19 protein-coding genes are annotated in these 20321 nt (G+C 72.0%); 9 read left to right on the forward strand and 10 right to left on the reverse strand.

The features are described 5' to 3' along the window. Positions 1-36 precede the first annotated feature (36 nt). Positions 37-1659: a DEAD/DEAH box helicase gene (locus tag BLR49_RS05490; RefSeq protein WP_092534673.1), complete on the forward strand. Its 1623-nt coding sequence runs from the start codon at positions 37-39 to the stop codon at positions 1657-1659. Positions 1660-1764: 105 nt separating this feature from the next. Here BLR49_RS05490 and BLR49_RS05495 read toward each other — a convergent pair whose 3' ends face one another. Together BLR49_RS05495 and BLR49_RS05500 are read right to left on the reverse strand one after the other, a co-directional pair. Then, on the reverse strand, positions 1765-2400 hold the full coding sequence (locus BLR49_RS05495) for a MarC family protein (protein ID WP_092534676.1): 636 nt from the start codon (positions 2398-2400) through the stop codon (positions 1765-1767). Positions 2401-2471: 71 nt separating this feature from the next. Further along, positions 2472-3317 carry a PHP domain-containing protein gene (locus tag BLR49_RS05500; RefSeq protein WP_092534679.1) on the reverse strand — a complete coding sequence of 282 codons (846 nt, stop codon included), beginning with the start codon at positions 3315-3317 and terminating at the stop codon, positions 2472-2474. A gap of 57 nt (positions 3318-3374) precedes the next feature. Between BLR49_RS05500 and BLR49_RS05505 the strand changes: the two genes are divergently transcribed. From BLR49_RS05505 to BLR49_RS05515, 3 genes are all read left to right on the forward strand, one after another. Then, entirely contained in the window at positions 3375-4493 is a 1119-nt protein-coding gene (locus BLR49_RS05505; RefSeq protein ID WP_092534682.1) for a Gfo/Idh/MocA family protein, read from the forward strand. Between the two features lie 92 nt (positions 4494-4585). After that, a complete protein-coding gene (locus BLR49_RS05510) occupies positions 4586-6208 on the forward strand; it encodes an aminopeptidase P family protein (RefSeq protein WP_092534685.1) in 1623 nt (540 codons plus the stop codon). Between the two features lie 96 nt (positions 6209-6304). Further along, entirely contained in the window at positions 6305-7228 is a 924-nt protein-coding gene (locus BLR49_RS05515) for a cation diffusion facilitator family transporter (RefSeq protein WP_092534688.1), read from the forward strand. Positions 7229-7342: 114 nt separating this feature from the next. Here the strand turns inward: BLR49_RS05515 and BLR49_RS05520 are convergent, their stop codons facing one another. Continuing rightward, positions 7343-8194, reverse strand: coding sequence for a sugar phosphate isomerase/epimerase family protein (locus BLR49_RS05520; RefSeq protein WP_245690483.1), 852 nt, complete (start codon positions 8192-8194; stop codon positions 7343-7345). Between the two features lie 117 nt (positions 8195-8311). Beyond that, complete coding sequence (locus BLR49_RS05525) at positions 8312-9163, reverse strand: YflT domain-containing protein (RefSeq protein WP_245690484.1); 852 nt, start codon at positions 9161-9163, stop codon at positions 8312-8314. A gap of 99 nt (positions 9164-9262) precedes the next feature. Here BLR49_RS05525 and BLR49_RS05530 point away from each other — a divergent pair, with 99 nt between their 5' ends. From BLR49_RS05530 to BLR49_RS05540, 3 genes are all read left to right on the forward strand, one after another. Beyond that, the gene (locus BLR49_RS05530; RefSeq protein ID WP_092534694.1) at positions 9263-10555 is read left to right on the forward strand and encodes a magnesium transporter MgtE N-terminal domain-containing protein; all 1293 of its coding nucleotides are present in this window, start codon (positions 9263-9265) and stop codon (positions 10553-10555) included. After that, entirely contained in the window at positions 10548-11141 is a 594-nt protein-coding gene (locus BLR49_RS05535) for a DUF1003 domain-containing protein (protein ID WP_092534697.1), read from the forward strand. Before BLR49_RS05530 ends, BLR49_RS05535 begins: the two co-directional genes overlap by 8 nt. Before the next feature lie 123 nt (positions 11142-11264). After that, complete coding sequence (locus BLR49_RS05540) at positions 11265-12419, forward strand: Mrp/NBP35 family ATP-binding protein (RefSeq protein WP_092534700.1); 1155 nt, start codon at positions 11265-11267, stop codon at positions 12417-12419. 36 nt (positions 12420-12455) lie between these two features. On the opposite strand, the gene BLR49_RS05545 is transcribed toward BLR49_RS05540, so the two are convergent. Next, complete coding sequence (locus BLR49_RS05545) at positions 12456-13430, reverse strand: twin-arginine translocase TatA/TatE family subunit (RefSeq protein ID WP_092534703.1); 975 nt, start codon at positions 13428-13430, stop codon at positions 12456-12458. 166 nt (positions 13431-13596) lie between these two features. Here BLR49_RS05545 and BLR49_RS05550 point away from each other — a divergent pair, with 166 nt between their 5' ends. Continuing rightward, positions 13597-14232 carry an O-methyltransferase gene (locus BLR49_RS05550; protein WP_092534810.1) on the forward strand — a complete coding sequence of 212 codons (636 nt, stop codon included), beginning with the start codon at positions 13597-13599 and terminating at the stop codon, positions 14230-14232. Between the two features lie 65 nt (positions 14233-14297). On the opposite strand, the gene BLR49_RS05555 is transcribed toward BLR49_RS05550, so the two are convergent. Together BLR49_RS05555 and BLR49_RS05560 are read right to left on the reverse strand one after the other, a co-directional pair. Beyond that, a complete protein-coding gene (locus tag BLR49_RS05555; protein WP_073327418.1) occupies positions 14298-14465 on the reverse strand; it encodes a DUF3117 domain-containing protein in 168 nt (55 codons plus the stop codon). Positions 14466-14602: 137 nt separating this feature from the next. Then, positions 14603-15352, reverse strand: coding sequence for an LOG family protein (locus BLR49_RS05560; protein ID WP_245690488.1), 750 nt, complete (start codon positions 15350-15352; stop codon positions 14603-14605). A gap of 265 nt (positions 15353-15617) precedes the next feature. On the opposite strand from BLR49_RS05560, the gene BLR49_RS05565 reads away from it, so the two are divergent. Beyond that, entirely contained in the window at positions 15618-17354 is a 1737-nt protein-coding gene (locus tag BLR49_RS05565) for a phospho-sugar mutase (RefSeq protein WP_092534709.1), read from the forward strand. Positions 17355-17465: 111 nt separating this feature from the next. Here BLR49_RS05565 and deoC read toward each other — a convergent pair whose 3' ends face one another. From deoC to BLR49_RS05580, 3 genes are read right to left on the reverse strand one after another with little or no spacing between them, the layout of a single operon-like run. After that, on the reverse strand, positions 17466-18119 hold the full coding sequence (gene deoC, locus BLR49_RS05570; RefSeq protein WP_092534712.1) for a deoxyribose-phosphate aldolase: 654 nt from the start codon (positions 18117-18119) through the stop codon (positions 17466-17468). A 14-nt stretch (positions 18120-18133) separates the two neighbouring features. Next, positions 18134-18904: a hypothetical protein gene (locus BLR49_RS05575; RefSeq protein WP_245690487.1), complete on the reverse strand. Its 771-nt coding sequence runs from the start codon at positions 18902-18904 to the stop codon at positions 18134-18136. A 55-nt stretch (positions 18905-18959) separates the two neighbouring features. Further along, positions 18960-20279: a thymidine phosphorylase gene (locus BLR49_RS05580; protein WP_092534813.1), complete on the reverse strand. Its 1320-nt coding sequence runs from the start codon at positions 20277-20279 to the stop codon at positions 18960-18962. Positions 20280-20321 lie beyond the last annotated feature (42 nt).

A 20321-nucleotide genomic window follows, 5' to 3' on the forward strand; every position in this document is an offset into this window, starting at 1 on the left:
CCACGCCCGGATACAACCGAAAGCACCAATCACACCGTGACCGAGCAGACCGAAACAACTGAATCATCCGCCACCCCCGCCTCGCAGCCGACCGACGCCGCCTCCGGCATCATCTCCACCGCCCAGGCGCACGCCCCGGTGCTCGACGACGCCAAGCCCGACATCACCGACGCCGGCTCCGAGACCGACCTGACCGCGCGCACCTTCGCCGACTTCGGCGTCGAGGAGGAGATCTGCCAGGCCCTGGCGGACAAGGGCATCACCCACCCCTTCCCCATCCAGGCACTGACCCTGCCCATCGCGCTGCGCGGCCAGGACATCATCGGCCAGGCCAAGACCGGCACCGGCAAGACCCTCGGCTTCGGCATCCCCCTGCTCATGGACACGCTCGGCCCCGGCGAGGAGGGCTGGGACGAGGACCCCGCCTCCGGCTCCCCGCAGGCACTGGTGATCCTGCCCACCCGCGAGCTGGCCAAGCAGGTGGCCGAGGAGCTGGCCGGAGCCGCCGCCAAGCGCACGGTGCGCATCGTCCAGGTGTACGGCGGACGCGCCTACGAGCCGCAGATCGAGGCCATCGAGCGGGGCGCGGAGATCGTAGTCGGCACCCCCGGCCGCATCATCGACCTCATGGACCGCCGGGTCCTGGACCTGACCCACGTGACCACCGTGGTGCTGGACGAGGCGGACGAGATGCTCGACCTGGGCTTCCTCCCCGACGTGGAGAAGATCCTTTCTCGCACCCGCTCCGACCGCCACACCATGTTGTTCAGCGCCACCATGCCGGGCGCCGTCGTCGCCCTGGCCCGCCGCTACATGACCAAGCCGACCCATATCCGCGCCCAGGACCCGGGCGACGACTCCATGACGGTCAAGACCGTCCAACAGGTCGTCTACCGCACCCACGCGCTGAACAAGGTCGAGGTGCTCTCCCGCATCCTGCAGGCCGAGGGCCGCGGCCGCACCATAATCTTCGCCCGCACCAAGCGCACCGCCGCCCGGGTGGCCGAGGACCTGGCCGCCCGCGGCTTCGCCACCGCCGCCCTGCACGGCGACCTGGGGCAGGGCGCGCGCGAGCAGGCGCTGCGCGCCTTCCGCAAGGGCAAGGTTGACGTGCTGGTGGCCACCGACGTGGCCGCCCGCGGCATCGACGTCGACGACGTCACCCACGTCATCAACTACCAGTGTCCGGAGGACGAGAAGATCTACGTCCACCGCATCGGCCGCACCGGCCGGGCCGGCGGCTCCGGCACCGCCATCACCTTCGTCGACTGGGACGACGTCTCCCGCTGGCGGTTGATCTCCAAGGCCCTGGGCCTGCCGATCGAGGAGCCGGTGGAGACCTACCACACCTCCGACCACCTGTACGCGGACCTGAGCATTCCCCGCGATGTCACCGGCAAGCTGCCCCGCAGCAAGCGGGTGCTGGCGGGGCTGGACGCCGAGCAGATCGAGGACCTCGGCGAGACCGGCAGGCGCGGCCGCCCCCGCGACGATCGCGGTGGCCGGGGACGCGGCCGGGGTCGTGGACGCCGCAGCGGTTCGGGGCGTGCGTCCGGCACCGACACGTCCGGGTCGGGGCGGGCCGCGTCCGCGCAGGCCGACAAGCCCCGCCGCAAGCGCAACCGGCGCCGTACCCACGGGGGCCGCGCCGACTCCTGAGCCCACGCTCCAGAACAACCGGCCGCCCGTACGACCTCCGTCCGGGCGGCCGCCCCGTCCTCCCCGCGACCGGCGCCAACCACCCGCCGGGAGACACGACCGCGCTCAGGCGCCTATCACCGAGTCAACGTATGCAAGCACGCCGTCGGCCATCATCTGCACCGCGATGGCGGCCAGCAGCAGCCCGAAGATGCGGGTGAGCACCTGGATCGCCGACTCCCCCAGCATCCGGTGCAGGCCCACGGAGAACCGCAGGACCGCCCAGATGATGACGTGGGTGACCACGATCGCCGCCGTCACGCTCACCCAGCCGACCACGGGCCCCGACGCCGAATCCACCGCCACCATGGTGGCGACGATCGCGCCGGGCCCCGCCAGCAGGGGCGTGCCCAGGGGCACGAGCGCCGCATTGGTGGCCACCGCATCCGGGTCCGGATGCTCCTCGGTCTTGTCGGTGAGCAGTTCGAGGGCCACGAGCAGGAGCAGCAACCCGCCGGAGATCTGCAGCGCGGGCACGGTGATGCCCAGGAACCGCAGGATGTAGCGCCCGAAGATCGCAAAGACGAGGATCACCGCGAAGGACACCAGGGTGGCCTGGTGAGCCGAGCGGGAGCGCTCGGCGTGGGTCTGCCGACTGGTCAGCGACAGGAAGATGGGGATGGCGCCGAGCGGGTCCTGGATGACCAGGATCGTGGTGAAGGCAGTCGCGAAGAGCGTTAGGTCGAATATGTTAGCGAGCATGGGCTGAGCGGATTGAACGGGCTGATCGGTTGTGGCTGGGGCGGGCGGCGGACGCGGGCACCGACTCCCGGTTAGGGAGTGAGCAGCGGCAAGGTCCCCTCGGCGACGATCCGCTCCAGCAGCGCCGGCGCCATGAGGTTCTCCCCCAAACGGTTCGGCTTGCCGGCACCGTGGTAGTCGGAGGCGCCGGAGGCGCCCAGGCCGAGCCGCTGCGCCAGCACCCGCGCCTGCTCACGCTGGGCCGAGTCGTGGTCGCGGTGGTCAACCTCAATGGCCGCCAAGCCGGCCGCGGCCATCTCGGCGAAGGTGGCATCGGGCACGAGTCGCCGCTGCCGGTTCGCGGCGCGCGGGTGGGCGGCCACCGGCACTCCCCCGGCCTCGCGCACTAGCCGGCAGGCGTCAACCGGGTCCAGCGCCCAGTAGTGGACGTAGTAGGGGCTGGAGGTCGCCAGCGGCCCGGAGAAGGCGGCCGAGCGGTTGGGGAAGACCCCGGCGGCCACAAGCGCATCGGCGATATGCGGGCGCCCGATGGTGGAGGCGTCGGACGCCTGGGCGAGCACATCCTCCCAGCCGATGGGGTAGTCGGCCGCCAGCTTTTCGACCATGATCCGTGTGCGGTTGGAGCGCGAGTCGCGGGCGTGGGCCAGCGCGTCGACCAGCGGGACGTAGTCCGGGTCGAACAGGTAGGCCAGCAGGTGCAGGGTCACGCCGTCGTCCGAGCACGAGATCTCCGCACCGCGCAGCAGGGTCACTCCCGTCTCCGGCACCGCAGCTGCCGCCTCGGCCCACCCGGCGGTCGTGTCGTGGTCGGTCAGGCCGACGACGTCCAGCCCGGCACGGGCGGCGGCCGCCATGAGCGCGGCGGGGGTGTCCGTGCCGTCCGAGTAGGCGGAGTGGGTGTGGGGGTCGATGCGCACCAGCCAAGTCTACGAATACCACCGCCTGTGACTGAGACTACTTGCTAGCTTGGGGCCATGAGCGCCTCCGCATCATCCGCCTCGCCCGCCTCAACGGCGGCCGCCCCGATCCGCTTCGGCATTATCGGTGCCGGCTTCATCGCCCGCTGGTTCATGGAGGCGGTCGGCACGGTGACGGATGCCCAAGTAGTCGCCGTCACCTCCGCGCATCCAGAACGGGCGGCAGCCTTCGCCGCCGAGCACGCCATCCCCGCCGCCTTCGCCTCCTTGGCCGACATGCTCGCCGCCCGCGACGCCGACGGCGGCCCGCTCGTCGACGTCGTCTACGTCGGCTCCCCCAACCTGCTGCATCCCGAGCACACGCTCACCGCCCTGGCGGCCGGTCGCCACGTGCTGGTGGAGAAGCCCTTCGCCCCCACCCCCACCCAGGCGCGGGCGATGGTGGAGGCGGCCCGGCGCAACGACCGGTTGCTCATGGAGGGATGGCTGCCCGCCTTCGAGCCCGGCATCGCGGTGCTGCGAGAGAACCTGCCCCGGTTGGGTCCGGTCAGGCGGGCCCTGCTGGTCAAGGAGCAGTACTCCTCCCGCATGGACGCCTACCGGGCCGGGTCTCTGCCGCCGGCCTTCAACCCGGCCCTGGCGGGAGGGTCCCTCATGGACCTGGGCGTCTACCCGGTGAGTCTGGCGATCCACCTGTTCGGACCGCCCGCGCGGGTGACCGCCACCGGCGTGCTGCTGGAGGAGGGCGCAGACGCCCTGGGCACGGTTGTGCTCGGTTATGACACCGCCGACGGTGGCGCCCGGGAGACCCAGCCCGCCGCCTTCGAGGTGGTGTGCCTGCACTCCAAGACCTCTCCGGCGGGCACCGGTTCGGCGATCTCCGGCGACCACGCGGTGCTCGCGCTGGACGACTGCCAGTGGCCGCGGCGCATCGAACTGCGCGGTGCCGACGCCCCGGATGCGGATGGAGCCGACGCCGTAGCAGATCTGTCGGTTACCCGAGCCGGCCCGGCGCTGGCCTACGAGCTGGAGGCCTTCTGCCGCCTGGTGCGCTCGGGGGCGCGGGAGTCCGACCTGCACCCGCTGGCCAATTCGGTGGCCGCCGTAGAGGTGCTGTACGAGGCCCGCCGCCAAGTAGGAGTGCACTTCCCCGGCGACCCCGACCGACGCCCCTGACCACGAGGGCCGCCGCCTCCGCCGCGCCCAGGCCGCACCGGCCGGCGCCTCCCGGTGCGGCTCGCCGTCAGCGACCGTGCCACTATGTGCCCATGACGTATTCCGACACCGACTCCCCCGCCGCTTCCACCCCGGATTCCGCGGCGCCCCAGTCCCTAGCCCAGCGCGGCGACAACCGCTCACACCGGCCCACCAACCAGGCCTTCCGCGACTTCATCGGCTCCGGCTGGGGCCCGCGCCCGGACACACTGCCCGCCCGCAATGAGGCCGCCCCCTGGGCCGCCGCCCGGCGCGAGAGGCTCGGGGCGCTCTTCCCCGGCGACCGGCTCGTCATCCCCGCCGGCGGGCTGGTGACCCGCAACAACGACTGCGACTACCGCTTCCGACCCCACTCGGCCTTCGCCCACCTGGCCGGCACCGGCACCGACTTCGAGCCCGACGCCGTCCTCGTCCTGGAGCCCCTGGGCGCGGCGGGCGCCGACGGCTCCAGCGCCGCCGACCGCGCAGACGACGGCACCGGCACCGCCACAGCCGCCCCCACCCACGAGGCGGTGCTGTACTTCCGGCCGCGCGCCCCCCGCACCAGTGAGGAGTTCTACGCCGACACGCGCTACGGGGAGCTGTGGGTGGGGCAGCGCCCCTCGATCGAGGAGGTCGAGGCGGCCACCGGGATCCGCTGCGCCCACGTTGACTCCCTGCCGGATGCGCTCGCCAAGGACGCCGGCCCCGACGGCGTGCAGCTGCGCGTGGTGGCACAGGCCGACGCGGCGGTCACCGCCCTGGTGGACCGGGTGCGCACGGCCGCCGGTCTGGCCGCCGGCCAGGAGGCCCAGCAGGTGGACGACGCCCTGGCGGAGGCCACCAGCGAACTGCGCCTGACCAAGGACCCGTGGGAGGTCGATCAGCTGCAGCGGGCGGTAGACGCCACCCGGGCCGGCTTCGACGACCTGGTCCGCTCGCTGCCGCGCGCCACCGAGCACCGGCGCGGAGAGCGCGTGCTGGAGGGCGCCTTCGGGGCCAGGGCCCGCGAGGAGGGCAACGGGCTCGGTTACGAGACCATCGCCGCCGCCGGCAACCACGCCAACACGCTGCACTGGATCAACAACGACGGCGCGGTGCACCCGGGCGAGTTGGTGCTGGTGGACGCCGGCGTCGAGGTGGATTCCCTCTACACCGCCGACGTCACCCGCACCATCCCGGTGGACGGCCGCTTCACCGCCCCGCAGCGCCGCGTCTACCAGGCCGTCCTGGACGCCGCCGACGCCGCCTTCGCCCGCGCGGGCACGCCCGGCTGCCGCTTCCGGGACGTGCACACCGCCGCCATGGAGGTGATCGCGGCCCGACTGGAGGAGTGGGGCATGCTGCCCGACGGCGTCACCGCCGCCGACTCCCTGGACCCGGACGGCCAGTTCCACCGCCGCTGGATGGTGCACGGCACCAGTCACCACCTGGGGCTGGACGTGCACGACTGCGCCCAGGCGCGCCGGGAGATGAGCATGGATGCGCAGCTGCGCCCGGGCATGGTCTTCACCATCGAGCCGGGTCTGTACTTCCGCGCCGACGATCTGCTGGTTCCGGCGGAGTTGCGCGGCATCGGCGTGCGTATCGAGGACGACGTCGTCGTCGACGCCGACGGCTCCGTGCGGCGCCTGACCCAGGCGATTCCCCGCACCGTCGACGAGGTGGAGGCCTGGGTCAGCGGGCTCATCGGCTGACCGTTGCTCCGGCCTCGGGCGACCCGCAGGCCCGGGGCGAACCGGTTTCCTGACGGACCTTGAGCCCGGTCCGACGCGCATCATTATCATCGGAGCATGCCGTCGGCTCATCAGCATTCGCACGCCCACGGAGCGGGTACCTCGCGCGGCCGCTTGAGCGTCGTCCTGTGCCTGACCGCCGGGGTGCTGGTAGCCGAGGTCGTAACCGCCCTGCTGACCGGCTCCCTCGCCCTGCTGGCCGATGCCGGCCACATGCTCACCGATGTCGTCGGCCTGGTCATGGCGCTGGTGTCCGCGCACCTGTCCGCCCGCCCCGTCACCGACCGCTCCACCTGGGGGCTGCGGCGCGCCGAGATCCTGGGGGCGGCCCTACAGGCTGCGCTGCTGGGGGTGGTCGGAGTCGGCGTCGGGGTGCGAGCCGTGATCACACTGGTGAGCGCCACCGACGTCGAGGCTCACGGCATGCTGGTCATGGGCGTCATCGGTCTGGTGGCCAACCTGGTGGGCCTGCTGGTCCTGGCGGCCGGACGCGAATCCAGCCTCAATATGCGTGCCGCATTCCTGGAGGTTGCCAACGATGCCCTGGGCAGCGTGGGCGTGGTCGTGGCCGCCATCGTGGTGGTCGCCACGGGCTGGACGCGTGCCGACGCCGTTGCCTCCCTGGTGATCGTCGCCCTGATCGTGCCGCGCGCCTTCGCCCTGCTGCGCACCGCCGTCGGCGTGCTGATGGAGCGCACCCCGGAGGCGCTCGACCTGGCGGAGGTGCGCCGCCACCTGCTGGCGCTGGACGACGTGGAGCAGGTGCACGACCTGCACGCCTGGACGGTGGCCTCGGGACTGCCGGTGCTTACCGCGCATGTGGTCGTCTCTGACGCATGCCTGGCGCAGGGGCGCACGGGCGAGGTTCTGGACGCGTTGCAGGCCTGCGTGGCCGAGCACTTCCCGGTGCGCATTGAGCATGCGACCTTCCAGCTCGAGCCGACCGCGCACCGTGCCCACGAATCCGCTGCCTGTGCGTGAGCGCCCACCCGTATCCGTCCTCATTCACCCCATCCACGCGAGACCGGCACACGCGTTCGTCCCGCGCAGCACCAACTGGAATCGGGAGGACGTCATAAGTGCCGGTTTCGGCGTCTAGGCGCGGGCATCACGGTAGCGCCTGCGCGTAGGGGCGGGTACGCGCACAGCGTCGGTATTGCCCTCGCCCTCCAGGTGCTCACGGGCGAAGGCGAGCGCACTGGCCAGGCCCTCCCACCGCTCCTCGACGCTCATCGTGCGGGTATTGACCTCGACGACGACCTGGCCGCCGCCCGCGCCGAAGCCGGTGTCCACCAGGTGTCGCAGCAATCCGGCGCAGTCCTGATCGCCCTGCCCGGGCAGCAGGTGATCGTCGCGAAAGCCGGGCACGCCGTCGGTCAGGTGCACGTGCCGCAGGGTCGGCCCCAGCGCACGGGCCATGGCCAGCGCGTCGGATCCGGAGGTGGCCGCGTGGGACACGTCCAGCGTCACCGAGCGGTACCCCTGTCCGACCGGATCCCAGGTGGGGAAGTACGCCTGGAAGTCCCGCGTGGAGTGGGCGTTGCGGGGGCGCCAGGTGAACATGTTCTCCACGCACAGCCGCACACCGGAGGCGGCCTCGCGCTGCGCCACGCCGGCCACGAAGGAGCGGGCGTAGCGGGTCTGCCAGAAGAAGGGCGGGTGCAGCACCACGCTGGGCGCGCCGAGCGCACGCGCCAACTCGATGGAGCGGTCCACCTTCCCCCAGGGGTCGGCGCCGAACACGGTGCGGGTCAGCAGCAGCGTGGGCGCGTGGACAGCCAGCACCGACACGCGGTGGCGCTCGGCCAGGGCCGCCAGGGCACCCGCGTCCTGGGTCGTCTTCTCGCCCCACACCATGACCTCGACGCCGTCGTAGCCCAGTTGCGCGGCCAGCGCGAAAGTGTCCTCCGCCGTACCCGGATAGACCGAAGAGGTGGACAGGCCCACCCGGATCGCGTGCGCCGAAGTCTCGGACGAGCCACCGACCGGGCCGCTGTCCGAGTTCGTTGGGGTACGCGCAGCAGGGGCCATGAGCATCAGGGGGCGGGGCTGCGGGGGCAGACGCTACCCGCGCGGGGCGTCGTCCGGGCTACGGCGATAGGGGTCATCATCGACTTCATTGTGCCCCGCGGTTCCGCCGTCCGCCCGAGCTTCGGAGGCCGTGGCCTCGGGAGAGCTCGCCCCGGCCGGCGCCCGGCCCGTATCCGCCCCGGCCTGAGGCGTGGGCGCGGCACCGGTCTGGGAGGCGCCCGGCCCCTGTGAGTAGGACTGCGGGTCCACGCCCTCGGGCAGGCGCACGCCGAAGCGGGGCTGCTCGTCCGGGCGCGAGCCGAAGGTACTGGGGCCCTGCCCACGGGCCTGCTGCCGGGCCGCGCGGCGCTCCTCGGCCCGGCGCGCGGCCTCGCCGCCGCGGGTCAGGTTGCCGGGGATGTCCGCGAGCGCACGGGCCGCCTCCGTCGCCAGCTGCGAGGCGATGATGGAGTAGCGGGAGGCGACCACCTGGCTGATGGAGGTGAAGTCGCGCTTGCCGCGGGTGACCGCGTAGGCGACGACCTGGAAGAGCATCCCCCAGATGACGCCCATGATGATCGCGGCGATCAGCACCGTGCCCGTCCCCGTGCTGGGTCCGAGCAGCAGCATCATCGCGGCGAAGAACAGCCCGATCCACAGTCCCGACATGGCACCGTTGGCCACTGCGCGCCCCCAGCTCATGCGCCCGGTGATGCGCTCGACCTGGCGCAGGTCGGTGCCGATGATCGCCAGGTACTGGACCGGGAAGCCGCTGTCGGACAGGGAGTCGACCGCGTGCTGCGCCTCCGCGTAGGTCGCGAAGGAGGCGACCTCGTCGCCGCGCGGAATTCCTCCCCGTGCCATGCCGAGCGGCGCGGCCTGCGTGGAGAACTGGCTCTGAGTCATGGGCACATCGTCCCACGACCGTCGGGCGCTGGGGAATCTTCATCGAGCGGCGAAAACCTGAGGCGGCATCATCCCCGCCACGCCGATAGGCTGACTGCCGTGGAAAGCACCAAGACGCGCAGCACCCTCAGAGTCTTCGTCGCCCGACTCGTGGGCACAACCGTCTTCGATCCGCTCGGTGACGCCGTCGGCAAGGTGCACGACGTCGTCGTGCTCATCCGCCTGCGCGGCCAGCCGCGCGCCGTCGGCCTGGTCATTGAGGTGGCCGGGCGTCGCCGGGTGTTCCTGCCGCTGTCGCGGGTGACCGCGATGGAGCCGGGCGCGGTCATCACCACCGGGCTGGTCAATATCCGTCGTTTCGAGCAGCGCCGGGTGGAGACGCTGGTGGTTGGCGAGCTGCTGGACCGGGTGGTCACCATGCGGGACGGCTCCGGGCGGGTGACCATCCGCGACGTCGCCATCGAGCGCGACCGCGGCATGGACTGGAAGGTGACCCGCCTGTTCGTGCAGCGCGGCTCCTCCGGACCGCTGGGGCTGCGCCGCGGCGAGACCTTCACCGTCCGCCCCGACGAGGTCAGCGGCCTGGCGGGCTCCGCCGACCAGCAGGGGGCCACCGCGCTGCTGGCCACGATGGAGGGGCTCAAGCCCGCCGACCTGGCCGACGTGCTCTCCGACCTGCCGCTGTCCCGCCAGCTGGAGGTCGCCGCCGAGCTGTCCGACGAGCGCTTGGCCGATGCCGCCGAGGAGCTGTCCGACGACGAGGCCGTGGCCCTGCTGTCCGGCCTGGACGCCGCCCGCGCCGCCGACGTCCTGGACGCCATGCAGCCCGACGACGCCGCCGACCTGGTCTCGGCCCTGCCCGCCTCCATGGCCGCCCGGCTGCTAGACCTGATGGAGCCGGATGAGGCGGAGGACGTGCGCCGCCTGATGAGCTACGACGAGTACACGGCCGGCGGGCTGATGACCACCGAGCCCATCATCCTGCCGCCGGAGGCGACCGTGGCCACCTTCCTGGCGCAGGCCCGCAAGGCCGAGGTGCCCCCGGCGCTGGCCGCCGTCGCCTTCGTGTGCCGGCCGCCGCTGGAGTCGCCCACCGGCCGGTTCCTGGGCATGGTGCACTTCCAGCGCGCCCTGCGGGAGCGCCCGCAGCAGCTGCTCGGCTCCGTCCTGGACAAGGACCTGGACGGCGTGCACGCCAACGACTCGATCGGCACCGTCACCCGTCTACTTGCCACCTACAACCTCACGGCCCTTCCCGTGCTCGACGACGCGGGCCGCCTGCTCGGCGCGGTTTCCGTCGACGACGTCCTCGACCACCTCATGCCCGATGACTGGCGGGAGGCGGATGACGCCGTCACCGACGAGATGATTGAGAGGAGCGCCAATGCCTGAGCAGCTCGACCAGCCCCTCTCGAAGAACCGCTCCCGGTGGATGCGTTGGACGCATCCCTCCCGTTCCCGCTCGGACGGCTTCGGACGCTTCGCCGAGGCCACTGCGCGTTTCATGGGCTCGCCCAAGTTCGTGCTGTACATGACGGTGTTCGTGGTGGCCTGGATCGCCGCGAACATCCTGCTGGCGAAGATAAACGAGGGCGCCGCCTGGGACCCCTACCCCTTCATTCTGCTCAACCTCGCCTTCTCCACGCAGGCCTCCTACTCGGCGCCCCTGATCCTGCTGGCGCAGAACCGGCAGGATGACCGCGACCGGGTCACCGCCGAGCAGGACCGGCAGCGCGCCGAGCGCAACCTGGAGGACACCGAGTTCCTCACGCGGGAGATCGCCTCCCTGCGCCTGGCCATGAACGACGTCGCCACCCGCGACTTCGTGCGCTCCGAGCTGCGCAGCGTGCTGGAGGAGCTGCTCCAGGAGGAGCGCCGCACCCGCGAGGAACTGCATGAGGACCTCATGGATGACGGCGCAGACGGGACCCCCGACGACGCGGACAGCGCAAAGCGGAATGACGGGACTCGCCCCTGAGACTCTCGGCCGCCCGGCCTGCGGCGTTGCCGCCGGGGCGGCCCCCGCCCTCCCGCCGTCGGCGTGCTCCTCACCACGATAACGGCCTGCGGCGCCCGGCCCGGCGCGCCATAGGATTGGTCCATGAGCCTTGCCACCGAAGACGCAGTCCGTGAGGCGCTCGCGCGGGTGATTGACCCCGAGCTGCGCCGTCCGATCACCGACCTCGGCATGGTCGACTCCATCGAGATCGCCGCTGACGGCGTCGTCACCGTCGGGGTGCTGCTGACCGTGGCGGGCTGCCCGCTGCGGGACACGATCACGGCCGACACCCGCAAGGAGGTCGGGGCACTGGACGGCGTCACCGACGTGCGCGTCAGCCTGGGCGTCATGACCGACGAGCAGCGCGCCGAGCTGCGCACCCGCCTGCGCGGCGGGGCGGCCGAGCCGGTCATCCCCTTCACCCAGCCCGGCAACCTCACCCGCGTCTACGCGGTCACCTCCGGCAAGGGCGGGGTGGGCAAGTCCTCGGTCACCGCCAACCTGGCGGCTGCGATGGCGGCCCAGGGGCTGAGCGTCGGGGTCGTCGACGCCGACATCTACGGCTTCTCCATCCCCCGCATGCTGGGTGTGGACCGGGTGCCCACGCAGTTGGACGGCATGATCGTCCCGCCCCTCGCCCACGGCGTGAAGGTCATCTCCATCGGCATGTTCGTGGAGGACAAGCAGCCGGTGGTCTGGCGCGGGCCCATGCTGCACCGGGCCGTGCAGCAGTTCCTCTCCGACGTGTTCTGGGGGGACCTGGACGTGCTGCTGCTGGACCTGCCCCCGGGCACCGGCGACGTCACCATTTCGGTGGCGCAGCTGCTTCCGGACGCGGAGATCCTGGTGGTCACCACCCCGCAGACGGCGGCCGCCGAGGTGGCCGAGCGCACCGGCCTGATCGCCTCGCAGACTCACCAGAAGGTGGTCGGCGTCATCGAGAACATGTCCTACCTGCCGCAGCCGGATGGCACCCACCTGGAGATCTTCGGCTCGGGCGGCGGCCAGGCGGTCTCCGAGTCGCTGACGACGGCGCTCGGCTACGAGGTGCCGCTGCTGGCCCAGCTGCCGCTGGACATCCGCCTGCGCGAGGGCTCCGACTCCGGCGTGCCCGCGGCCATCGCCCGTGGCGGAGCGCCCACCGCGGACTCCCCCGCCGCCGTCAAGCTGGCGGCCGTCGCCCGCAGGCTCGGGCACCGCTCACGTGGACTTTCCGGCATGTCGCTGGGCATCAGCCCGGTCGACGCCGGCAACTGAGGCGTCAGCCGCCGGCGTTCGTCCCGAAGAAGGTTCTCAGGCGACGGCGGCGGCCGCCTCGGCGCGGGTGCGGGCGGCCTCGTTGGCGGCCCGCACGATGTCGCGCGGCGAGACGGGGCGCATGCGCTGAACGGGTTCGTCGTCCTCGCCGCCTCCGGGCTCAAGGCTTGAGGGAATGTCTGCCGCGGCCCGGGCCGCGGCAGCGCGATCCTCAACCGCGGGAGCGTCGGCCGCCGTGACCGTGCCCGTTGGTGCGGATGCCGACGTGGATTCCGCACCCCCGGCGTCCGCCTTGGCCGGTTCCTCGGCTCCCGCGGCAAGCGGCTTCACCTCGGGGATTTCCGCGGTGACCGTCTCCCCCGCCTCCAGTGCGAGCCGGGCCGAATCTGCCGGTGCGGCCTCGTCGGCCTCCGCGGCGGCGGCGGCGCCGGGTTCCTCGGCGGACCGCTCCGGTGTGCTCCCGGCGGTCGGATCCACCTGCGGCAGCTCGGCCGTCACCGCGGCGGCCTCCACCACCGCCTGCTGCGGATCCTTGTCGTCCGCGTCCGGCGCCTGCGGCCCGCTCGCCGCCGCCGCCGCCGCAGTGGCGGATGCGGCCCGTGCGGTGCGGGTCTCCTCGGCCTTGTCCTCGATCATCTTCGACAGTGGCTTCGACTTCTTCTTGCCGCTGACCGCGGCCGCGGCCTCGTTGCTGGCCTCCTTGGCGGTGTCCACCACCGACTGGAAGGGGTTGGTCAGGTCCCTGCGGATGGCGTCGAGGTCCTCCCCCAGCGCGTCGCGCACGATCTTGCGGGGGTCGTAGTTGCGCGGGTCCAGGTCCGACAGGTCCAGGTCCCCCAGCTCGGGACCGACCTCCTCGGCAATCTGGGTCTTGGCGTCGTCCAGGAACAGGCGCAGCCTGCGCACGCCCTGGGTCAGTTTGCGGGTGTACTCGGGAAGGCGCTGGGGCCCTACCACGATGACCACCACCAGCAGGAGGACGAAGAACTCCGGTCCCGAGATACCAATCACGAGCCCAGTATAGGGAGCAGTGTGGGCAACCAGGCGGGCGGCCGGGCGCGGGAACCGACCGGACCTGAAACAATGGGAAACAATGGGAACGGACCCCGCGTCAGGCGCCCGACGCCGCCGGGGGTTGAAGTGACGACGCGGCCCGGTGCCGCAGAAGGGGCTTATGGTGGCTGCTGACAAGACGCTGAGCTGGTCCTACACGGAGGAGTTCCCGGTCGAGAGCGAGCCGGCCGCGCAGGCGCGCCTGCGCGGCATCGAGCTGGGCACCGACCCGGTTTCTCCGGCCACTGGCGCCGCGCTGCGCATGCTGACGGCCGCTATCTCGGCGAAGTCCGTCGCCGAGGCGGGCACCGGCACAGGCGTGTCCGGCCTGTGGCTGCTGGCCGGAATGGGTGCCGACGGCGTGCTGACCACCATCGACGTCGAGCCGGAGTTCCAGCGCGAGGCCCGCCGCGCCTTCGAAGAGGCCGGGCACCCGGGCGCCCGCACCCGCATCATTCAGGGACGCGCCTCCGACGTCATGCCCCGCATGGCCGCCCACTCCTACGACATGGTGGTGCTGGACATCGATCCCGAGGAGGCCGCGGAGCTGACGCCCCAGGCGATCCGCATGCTGCGACCGGGCGGCGTCCTGGTGGTGACGCATGCGCTGTGGAACGACCACGTCGCCGACCCGGCGCGCCGCGACGCCACCACGGTTGCGGCGCGCGAGCTGGGTAAGACACTGCGGGACGAGGAGGGCCTCCTCACCTCACTGCTGCCGGTCGACGACGGTCTGCTGGTCGCCGTCCGCCGGGCCTGACCGGCCCGGCCGGGCGGATTCACCAGCTCCTGAGACAACTGCCAGCGCCGCTACGGCGCTGATGCTCAGTACTTGACGGAGGCCAGCGCCTCCTGCAGCTCCTTGATCTCGTCGGGCGTGATCTCAACTACCAGGCGGCCGCCGCCCTCAAGCGGCATCCGCATGATGATGGAGCGGCCCTCCTTGACGACCTCGAGCGGCCCGTCGCCGGTCCTGGGTTTCATGGCAGCCATGTGCTCCCCTTTCGGTGATGACTCGCGGACACTTACCGCATTTTCCAAGTGAATTCTACGGCACAATGCCGCCACTTCGGAGCTAAACGTGGCTGACTCCACGCCCCGGCACCGCCCGGAATAACGCGTACAGCGCCTTACTGGGCCGCCCACTCGGTGCGGTCGGGGGTGCGGGTGAGCCCGTTTGCACGCATGGTCCGGGCCGCGCCGACCACGAAGTCGACCGCCTCGGCGGCCGTGTCGAACACCTGCATCAGGGCGACGTCGTCGGCGTCGATCGTGGCTGCCTCCACAAGCGTCTCGCGCAGCCAGTCCACCAGCCCGCCCCAGAACTCCGAGCCGACCAGGGCGATCGGGAAGGAGGGCACCTTCTGGGTCTGCACCAGAGTCACCGCCTCGAACAGCTCGTCGAGTGTGCCCATGCCCCCGGGCATGATCACGAAGCCGTCTGAGTACTTCAGGAACATCGTCTTGCGGGCGAAGAAGTAGCGGAAGTTCACGCCCAGGTCCACGTAGTCGTTCATGCCCTGCTCATGGGGAAGCTCGATGCCCAGCCCCACGGAGATGCCGCCGGCCTCACGCGCGCCCTTGTTGGCCGCCTCCATAATGCCGGGGCCGCCGCCCGTGATGACGGCGTAGCCGGCGCGGGCCAGACCGGCCCCGATCTGCTCGGCCAGGGCGTAGGCGGGGGTATTCGCAGGTGTGCGGGCGGAGCCGAAGAGACTGATCGCCGGCCCCACTTCCGCCAACGCCCCGAAGCCCTCGACGAACTCGGACTGGATGCGCAGCACCCGCCAGGGATCGGCGTGCAGCCAGTCGGTGTCGCCGCGGCGGTCGAGCAGGCGGGCGTCGGTGGTGCGGGTGGGGATCTGGGCGCCGCGGAGCATCACCGGGCCCTTGCGGTAGATCTCCCGTGAGCCGTTCCTAACCCTCCGCTCGCCGGCGCTGGGCTCCGTCCTGTCTGCCGCGCCGCCCGCTGCCATGTCATTCACCGTGTCTTTCGCCATAGGGGGCATGATCCCCCACTGCCGCCGCCCCGCGGCGAAGACACCCGGGCCGGCCCGGTTCCTGTGTGTCGGATGTGCTCACCACCACCCATGACAGCGATCACGGGCGCGCCGTCGGCCCGCTTCCGCACGGTACGGTCACCCCATGACATATCCGCCCCAGCATGCGGCCGCCGCCGATCTGGAAGCCGCCGTGACCGCCTGGATCACCGATGATCCGGACCCCGACACCCGCAGGGAACTGACCGAGCTGCTCTCCGCCCATCGCGACGGCGACACCGCCGCCACCGCCGCGCTCACCGACGCCTTCTCCGGCACTCTCCAGTTCGGCACCGCCGGTCTGCGCGGCCGCCTGGGCGGCGGCCCCAACCGTATGAACCGCGTCGTCGTCATCCGTGCCGCCGCCGGCTTGTCCGCCTACCTGCATGACCTGCTGGGGGACGGCTTCCGCGTGGTAATCGGCTACGACGCCCGCCACGGATCCGCACGCTTCGCCCGCGACACCGCCGCCGTCGTCACCGGCGCGGGCGGGCACGCCGTCCTGTTTGACACGCACTGCCCGACGCCGGTACTCGCCTTCGCCCTGCGGCGCCTGGGTGCCGACGCCGGCGTCATGGTGACCGCCTCGCACAATCCGCCGCAGGACAACGGTTACAAGGTGTACCTGGGCGGCCGTGCCGTGACCGGCTCCGGGCAGGGCGCGCAGATCGTCCCGCCGCACGACTCCGGTATCGCCGAGAAGATAGCCGCCGTCGGCCCGCTCGCCTCTGTCCCCATGCCGGAATCGGGCTGGGAGACGCTGGGGGCGGAAATGGTTGAGGAGTACGTGCAGCGCGCGGTCAAGGCCGCTCGCACTCAGGCGGTCGCACCGTTGAAGATCGTTCTGACCGCCATGCACGGGGTGGGCGGGCAGATCTGCCGGGAGGCGCTGCATCGGGCGGGCTTCGACGACGTCGTCGTGGTTTCCGAGCAGTTCGATCCCGACCCGGACTTCCCGACCGTCGCCTTCCCCAACCCGGAGGAGCCCGGCGCACTGGATCTGGCATTCGCACGAGCCCGAGAGGTTGGCGCCGACCTGATCATCGCCAACGACCCGGACGCCGACCGCTGCTCCGCCGCCGTCCCGGACGAGCACGCTCGTGGCGGCTGGCGGCAGCTGACCGGCGATGAGGTCGGCTCACTGCTGGGCGAGCAGGCCGCCGAGCTGGCCGCCTTCACCGGCACCGGCGTACTGGCCAACTCGATCGTCTCCTCCCGCCTGCTGCGCAAGATCGCCCAGGCGCACGGACTCGGGCACCGCAACACGCTCACCGGCTTCAAGTGGATCAGCCGCGTGCCCAACCTCGTGTTCGGCTACGAGGAGGCACTCGGCTACTGCGTGGATCCGGCAGCCGTGCGGGACAAGGACGGCATCTCCGCCTCGGTGCGCCTGGCGGTGCTGGCCTCCACGCTCAAGCAGCAGGGGCGTACGCTCGACGATCTGCTGGATCGGCTGGCGCGCGAGCATGGCCTGTACGCCACCAGCCCGCTGAGCGTGCGGGTGGAGGACAAGAGCTTCATCACCAACGCCATGGAACGACTGCGCGCCGGCGGTTCGCCCGCGTCCCTGGCGGGCTCGCCCGTGGTCGACGTCTTCGACCTGATGGACGGCGCCAACAATGGCAATGGGGAGCGCCTGCCCGCCACGGACGGCCTCATCTTCAAGACCGCGGCCGACGACCGTGTGGTGGTGCGCCCCTCGGGCACCGAGCCGAAGCTCAAGTGCTACTGCGAGGTGGTCATGCCGGTCGCCGTCGATGAGCCGGTGGAGGTGGCGCGCCGCGCCGCCGCCAAGCGCCTGGAGGCCATCAAGACGGACCTGCGCGGCGTCCTGGGAATCTGACCCTCGCTGAGCGAACTTCACCGAGATCGGTCGAAGTAACCATCGAGATCGGTTGCTTCGACCGATCTCGGCACGTAACTTCTACCGATCTCGGCGAGGTAGTGAGTGGGGTCAGGCGGGCAGGCCCTCGAGGATGGCGACGGTGGCGGAGACCCCCAGGCGGGAGGCACCGGCCTCGATCATGGCCAGCGCGTCCTCAGCCGTGCGAATGCCGCCGGAGGCCTTGACGCCCAGGCGGTCCCCTACGGTGGCCCGCATGAGCTCCACGGCGTGCACGGAGGCGCCGCCGGCGGGGTGGAACCCGGTGGAGGTCTTCACATAGTCGGCACCGGCCCGCTCGGCCGCCTGGCAGACGGCGACGATCTCGTCGTCGGTCAGCGCCGCGGACTCGATGATGACCTTCAGCAGCCTGTCCCCCACGGCCTCCTTGACGGCACGGATGTCAGCCTCAACCGCGGCATAGTCGTGCTCCTTGACCTGCTTGAGGTTCACGACCATGTCGACCTCGTCCGCGCCCTTGGCCACGGAGTCGGCGGCCTCGGCGGCCTTGACGGCGGTGGCGTGCGCGCCGGAGGGGAACCCGCAGACCGTGGCCACGTGCAGGCCCGCGGGCGCCTCGACGGGGAGCTGGTTGGGAGACACGCACACCGAGTAGGTGCCCAGCTCGGCGCCCTGGGCGATCAGCTCGGCGACCTGCGCGCCGGTGGCCTCCGGCTTGAGCAGGGTGTGGTCGATGATGGCGGCGACTTCCGCACGAGTGGGCATGGGGGTTCCTTTCGCTAGTTGTCCCGGGTCTGTTGCGAGTCGAAAGATTGTGGTGGGGCGATGACGGCGAGCACACGGGGCCAGCCGCCGAGCTCGTGCGGCCCGCGTCCAGACGCCGAACGCGGCGCGAGGAGGTCCAGGGCACGCACCGTGCCGGAGGAGGGCTCATAGACGTGAACGCGCCCCGCGCCGGGGTCGGTGCGGCCGATCAGCGTCCAGGGCAGGGCCAGCACGTAGTGGCGCGGGATCGCGGGGGCGGCCGCCAGGGCCGCGTGCAGGGCGCGGTGTGCCCGTCCTGCGGGCTCCCGCCGTCCGGCAAGCGGGCCCCCGGTGAGCAGGATGGCGGGGGTGCCGTAGACGAGCCGGGACCGCAGCCGCCCGACAACCGCGGGCCAGTCCGATCCGCGGTCGTCCACCCACTCCACGGCACAGGCGGCGACGTCGTGGCCGGCCTGGCGCAGTACGCGCGTGAGCTCGGCGGCGAGCGCCCACGGGGTAGAGCCCAGGCGCCGAGTCCACGGGAGCGGGCCGAGCGGGCCGCGCGCGTGGCGGTTCATGGTGTGCTGGAGCCGCCGCTGGCACGCGGCCAGGGTCTCCTGGAGTGCCCGGCCCGGGCGGCGGGCATCGGAGCCCGCGTCGTGCAGCGCCGCCGGGGCGGGCATGCCGAGCAGAAGCCGTGCAGCCAGGATCACCGTGGCGCCGCAGGTGGTGCCGTCGCACTGGGTCAGGGTGACGGCACCACCCGCGCTGGCGAGGCCGCCCACGCGCAGGCGGGAGTTCGCCACGCGCGCCCCGAGCAGCGGGGCGGAAGCCGGCGGGCGCGGGTACACCGCAGCGCCCTCAGACAATCCGGTCCAGCACCACGCCGGAGCGCCGGCGGGCGACCGCGGCCCGCGCCTCCGAGGAGTCGGGAGCGCTGACGACGATCGCATCGGCAAGGGCGGCGCGCGCGCGGGCGAAGCGCTCGGGCGTGGCGGTGTGCAGGGTGAGCAGCGGCTGCCCGGCGCGTACGGCTTCTCCCGGCTTGGCGTGCAGCTCGACTCCGGCGACCGCCTGGACGGGGTCCTCCTTCCGGGCGCGGCCGGCACCCAGCCGCCAGGCGGCCACGCCCACGCCGAGGGCGTCCAGGCGAGTGAGCACGCCGTCGGCGTCGGCGGTGATCGTCTCAGTCTCCGGGGCCACGGGCAGCGGCGCGTCCGGGTCGCCGTCCTGGCGCCGGATCATCTCCCGCCACACGTCCATGGCGCGCCCGTCTCCCAGGGCGGCGCGCAACTCGTCCTCGGCAACCGGGCGGCCGGCGGCGTCGAGCATTTCAACGGCCAGCGCGACCGTCAGATCGACGACGTCGACAGGCCCCCCGCCGGACAGCACCTCCAGGGCCTCACGCACCTCCAGGGCGTTACCCGCGGTCAGTCCCAGCGGAGTGGACATGTCGGTGAGCAGGGCACGGGTGACCACCCCGGCGTCGGTGCCGAGCGCCACCATGGTCTCCGCGAGTTCGCGCGCCTGGGACAGCTCCTTCATGAAGGCGCCCGAGCCGACCTTGACGTCCAGGACGAGCGCGCCGGTGCCCTCGGCGATCTTCTTGCTCATGATTGAGGAGGCGATCAGCGGCACGCATGAAACCGTGCCGGTGGTGTCGCGCAGCGCGTAGAGCTTCTTGTCGGCGGGGGCGAGCCCGCTGCCGGCGGCGCAGATGACCGCGCCGGGGCCGTCGGCCGACAGCATGGACATGATCTCGTCGTTGCTCAGCGCCGCCCGCCAGCCGGGGATGGACTCGAGCTTGTCGAGCGTGCCGCCGGTGTGCCCCAGGCCGCGACCAGACAGCTGCGGCACGCTGACACCGAATACCGCCACCAGGGGCGCCAGCGGCAGGGTGATCTTGTCGCCCACGCCGCCGGTGGAGTGCTTGTCCGCGGTGGGGCGCCCCAGACAGGAGAAGTCCATGCGCTGCCCGGAGCGGATCATGGCATCGGTCCAGCGGGCGATCTCCCCGCGGTCCATGCCGACCAGGTAGATCGCCATGGCCAGGGCGCTCATCTGCTCGTCGGCGACGACGCCGCGGGTGTAGGCGTCGATGACCCAGTCGATCTGGGCGTCGGTGAGCCGGTCGCCGTCCCGCTTGGCGGCAATCACGTCGACGGCGTCGAAGGGCTCCACCCCGCCGGGCGCCGGGGCGTCGACGGCGGGGTTCGGAAAGGC

This window comes from Actinomyces ruminicola, from assembly GCF_900103885.1.
Lineage (GTDB): Bacteria > Actinomycetota > Actinomycetes > Actinomycetales > Actinomycetaceae > Actinomyces > Actinomyces ruminicola.